The following is a 4,315-nucleotide window of genomic DNA, read 5'->3' on the forward strand; positions in this document are numbered from 1 at the left end:
GCTGAACAGTGACTCGCGGACCCGATCGGTCGTCGGCCGAGTTCCCCGCGGCGGGACGGCGATGCGCCGCCCTCCGGCGACTCCGCCGATGATCCGCGTCATAAGCGCCGCTCCTCCGCATTGCTCCGCCATGCATCGTCGCCGGCGCGGTCAGGCGAGCACCACCAGCAGGTCCCCACCCTCGACCTGGGCTGTGGCCGACACCGCCACCCGCTCGATGGTGGCATCGGTGGGCGCGGTGATCGGGGCTTCCATCTTCATCGCCTCGATGGTCGCGATAGTCTGGCCCGCCTTGACCTTGTCGCCGACCGATACGCCGACACTGACCACCCCGGCGAAGGGCGCGGCGACGTGGTTCGGATTGCCCCGGTCCGCCTTCTCAGCCGCCGGAACCGCACTGGCAATGCTGCGATCACGCACTTCCACCGGCCGGAGTTGACCGTTGATGATGCACATCACCGTTCGCATCGCGCGTTCGTCAGGCTCCGAAATCGCCTCGAGGCCGATCAACAGCTCCACACCGGGCTCCAGTTGCACCCGGTGTTCCTCGCCTTGCCGAAGACCGTAGAAGAACTGGTTGGCCGACAGCCGCGATGTGTCACCGTAGGTCTCCCGATGGGACTCGAATTCCTTTGTCGGCCCGGGGAATAGCAGGCGGTTGAGGGTGGCTTGGCGCTTCTGCCCCAGCAGCCCCAGCGTGTTCTCGTCCTCCGGAGTCAATTCCTCAACGGGCTTCGGCTCGCCTCGACCGGCCAACGCTTTGCTCCGCAGCGGCTCGGGCCACCCGCCCGCCGGGTCACCAAGATCCCCGCGCAGGAACCCCAGCACCGACTCGGGGATATCGAAATGCCCTGGATCTGAGGCAAATTCATCGGCACTCAGACCGGCTCCGACCAACGCCAGCGCCAGATCGCCGACCACCTTCGACGACGGCGTGACCTTGATCAGCCTGCCCAGCACCCGGTCGGCACCGGCGTAGGCCTCTTCGACCTCCTCGAACCGGTCCCCCAGACCCAGCGCGATCGCCTGCTGACGCAGGTTCGACAGTTGACCACCGGGGATCTCGTGGTGATACACCCGCCCGGTTGGTCCCGGCAACCCGGATTCGAACGGCGCGTACACCTTGCGCAGCGCCTCCCAATACGGTTCCAGGGCGCACACCGCCGACAGCGACAACCCGGTGTCGTAGTCGGTATGCGCGGCGGCCGCGACAATCGAGCTCAGCGCGGGCTGGCTGGTGGTGCCCGCCATCGGCGCCGCCGCGCCGTCGACCGCATCCGCACCCGCGTGCCAGGCGGCGATGTAGCTGGCCAGCTGGCCGCCTGGCGTGTCGTGGGTGTGCACATGCACCGGCAGATCGAAGCGACTCCGCAGTGCTCCGACCAATTGCGTTGCGGCCTGAGGCCGCAGCAGCCCGGCCATGTCCTTGATGGCCAGCACATGCGCACCGGCATCCACGATCCGCTCGGCTAAGTCCAGGTAGTAATCCAACGTGTAGAGGTTCTCGGCCGGATCCGACAGGTCGCCGGTGTAGCACATCGCGACTTCAGCCAGGGCGGAACCCGTTTCGCGCACCGCGTCGATCGCCGGGCGCATCGAATCGAGGTTGTTCAACGCGTCGAAAATCCGGAAGATGTCGATCCCGGTGGCGGTGGCCTCGTCGATGAACGCCGACGTGACGAGCTCCGGATACGGTGTGTAGCCAACGGTGTTGCGGCCTCGCAGCAGCATCTGCAGGCAGAGGTTCGGCATCGCTTGGCGCAGCTCGGCGAGCCTTTCCCAGGGGTCCTCTTTCAGAAACCGCAGCGCCACATCGTAGGTCGCGCCGCCCCAGCATTCTACGGATAACAGCTGCGGCATGGTCCGGGCCATATACGGGGCAACCATGTTCAGACCGCTGGTACGCACCCGCGTGGCCAACAGCGACTGATGGGCATCACGGAAAGTCGTGTCGGTGACGCGCACCCCCGAGGAATCGCGCAACCAACGCGCAAAACCCTCCGGCCCCAACTCAATCAACAGCTGCTTGGAACCGGGTGGTGGCGCTGTGGTCAGATCGACATCGGGCAGCTTGTCCTGCGGATACACCGCCGACCGTCGCGAGCCGTGGGGCTTGTTGACCGTGACGTCGGCCAGATAGTTGAGGATCTTGGTGCCACGGTCAGCCGACGATCGTGCCGTCAGCAACTGCGGGCGCTCCTCGATAAATGAGGTGGTGACGTGACCCGCCTGGAAATCCGGGTCGTCCAGGACCGCCTGCAAGAACGGGATATTCGTCGAGACGCCGCGGATCCGGAACTCAGCGATCGCACGCCGGGCCCGGCTGACCGCGGTCGGGAAATCACGCCCCCGGCAAGTCAGCTTGACCAGCATGGAATCGAAGTGGGCACTGATCTCGGCGCCCAGATTCGTGCCGCCGTCCAGCCGTATCCCCGCCCCGCCCGGGCTTCGGTAGGCGCTGATGCGTCCGGTGTCGGGCCGGAATCCGTTAGCCGGATCTTCAGTGGTGATTCGGCACTGCAGCGCCGCGCCGTGCGGACGGATGTTCTCTTGGCGCAGGCCCAGATGTTCCAGAGATTCACCGGATGCGATGCGCAGCTGGCTGGACACCAGGTCGACATCAGTGATCTCCTCGGTGACCGTGTGCTCGACCTGGATTCGCGGATTCATCTCGATGAAGACGTGATGCCCGCGCTCGTCGAGCAGGAATTCCACCGTGCCCGCGCAGCTGTAGCCGATGTGACGGGCGAAATCGACTGCATCGGAGCAGATTTTCGCGCGTAGTTCCTCAGGCAGATTGGGAGCAGGCGCCAACTCGACGACCTTCTGGTGGCGCCGCTGCACACTGCAGTCCCGCTCGTAGAGGTGGATCACGTTGCCGTAGTTGTCGGCCAGGATCTGAACCTCGATATGGCGCGGATTGATCACCGCCTGTTCGAGGTAGACCGTCGGGTCTCCAAACGCCGATTCGGCTTCCCGGCTGGCCGCCTCGATGGCTTCGGGCAGTGCGTCAGCCTCGCTGACTCGCCGCATCCCGCGGCCACCGCCGCCGGCGACCGCCTTGACGAACAACGGGAATTCCATGCCGGCCGCGGCGGCCACCAGCTCGTCGACCGACGCCGACGGCGCCGAAGACGCGAGGACAGGCAGGCCGGCTTCGCGCGCCGCTGCGACCGCACGGGACTTGTTACCGGTCAGCTGAAGCACCTCGGCCCTGGGCCCGACGAACGTGATGCCCTTCTTCGCGCACTCGGCGGCCAATTCGGGGTTCTCCGAGAGGAACCCGTACCCGGGGTACACCGCGTCAGCACCCGCGCGGCGGGCGGTGGCGACGATCTCACCGACCGACAGATATGCGCGTACCGGATGTCCGATGTCGCCGATCTGGTAGGACTCGTCAGCTTTCAGGCGGTGCAACGAGTTTCGGTCTTCATAGGGATAGACAGCGACGGTGCCGACACCAAGTTCGTAGGCGGCCCGGAATGCCCGGATCGCGATCTCGCCGCGATTGGCAACCAGCACTTTGGAAATCACTTGTATCCCTAACTTCGATTGTTCAGATCAACGTTGACCAGTAGGCCCAGAACCGGACCACAATCAGCAGAAAGACGGCGGTGAACCAGATTGTCGCGATCGACCAGCGCCAATGGTAGAGCTCGCGCGCAACGGCCCCACCGCGGTCTTCACCGCTCGGCCCGAACGCGATCGAGGCGACGACCACCAACAACGAGATGGTCGCCACCCACACCACCATGCAGTACGGGCACAATGCCCCGATGCGGTAGAGGCTCTGGTACACCAGCCAGTGCACGAACGCCGCGCCCGCCACAGTCCCGAGCGTCATCCCGATCCAATACCACCGTGGCAGTGGCACTTTCGCTACCGCCAATACGCCGGTGACCGTCACGACGGCGAATGCGCCGATACCGATCAACGAGTTGGGGAAACCCAGCGCCGACGCTTGCGGCGTCGTCATCACCGAACCGCACGACACGACCGGGTTGAGGTTGCATGACGGCACATACGCCGGGTTGAGCAGAAGTTCGATCTTCTCGACCGTCAGTGTCGCCGAGGCGATCAACCCGATCACGCCCGCGAACAGTATCCACCACGCGCTGGCCGTCGACACGGCCGACTGCGCAGCCGACGGCAGAGTCGAGTCCTCTACCGGCCCATCAGGTTTGGCCGATGCCGTGGCAGTCACGACGCCGATGGGGTCGCAGCCGAGTCGATTCCGGGCACATCCCCGACGATCTCTTTGATCTTGGCGACAAACGCGTCCGGCGTCGACCACTGGTAGTCCTGGCCGTTGATC

The 4,315-nt window shown here is 65.3% G+C and carries 3 protein-coding genes and 1 pseudogene; all 4 read right to left on the reverse strand.

All coding sequences use genetic code 11. The features are described 5' to 3' along the window. Positions 1-102 (reverse strand): RsmD family RNA methyltransferase (locus WAN02_RS20520; RefSeq protein ID WP_422266064.1); only part of this gene is annotated, 102 nt, incomplete at its 3' end. 48 nt (positions 103-150) lie between these two features. Continuing rightward, a complete protein-coding gene (locus WAN02_RS20525; RefSeq protein ID WP_422266062.1) occupies positions 151-3,534 on the reverse strand; it encodes a pyruvate carboxylase in 3,384 nt (1,127 codons plus the stop codon). Positions 3,535-3,556: 22 nt separating this feature from the next. Then, entirely contained in the window at positions 3,557-4,204 is a 648-nt protein-coding gene (locus tag WAN02_RS20530) for a vitamin K epoxide reductase family protein (RefSeq protein ID WP_422266063.1), read from the reverse strand. Next, positions 4,201-4,315 (reverse strand): annotated as a pseudogene (locus WAN02_RS20535) (hypothetical protein); the annotation flags it as partial. The gene WAN02_RS20530 and the pseudogene WAN02_RS20535, both read right to left, overlap by 4 nt.

Source organism: Mycobacterium sp., from assembly GCF_049281135.1.
GTDB lineage: Bacteria > Actinomycetota > Actinomycetes > Mycobacteriales > Mycobacteriaceae > Mycobacterium.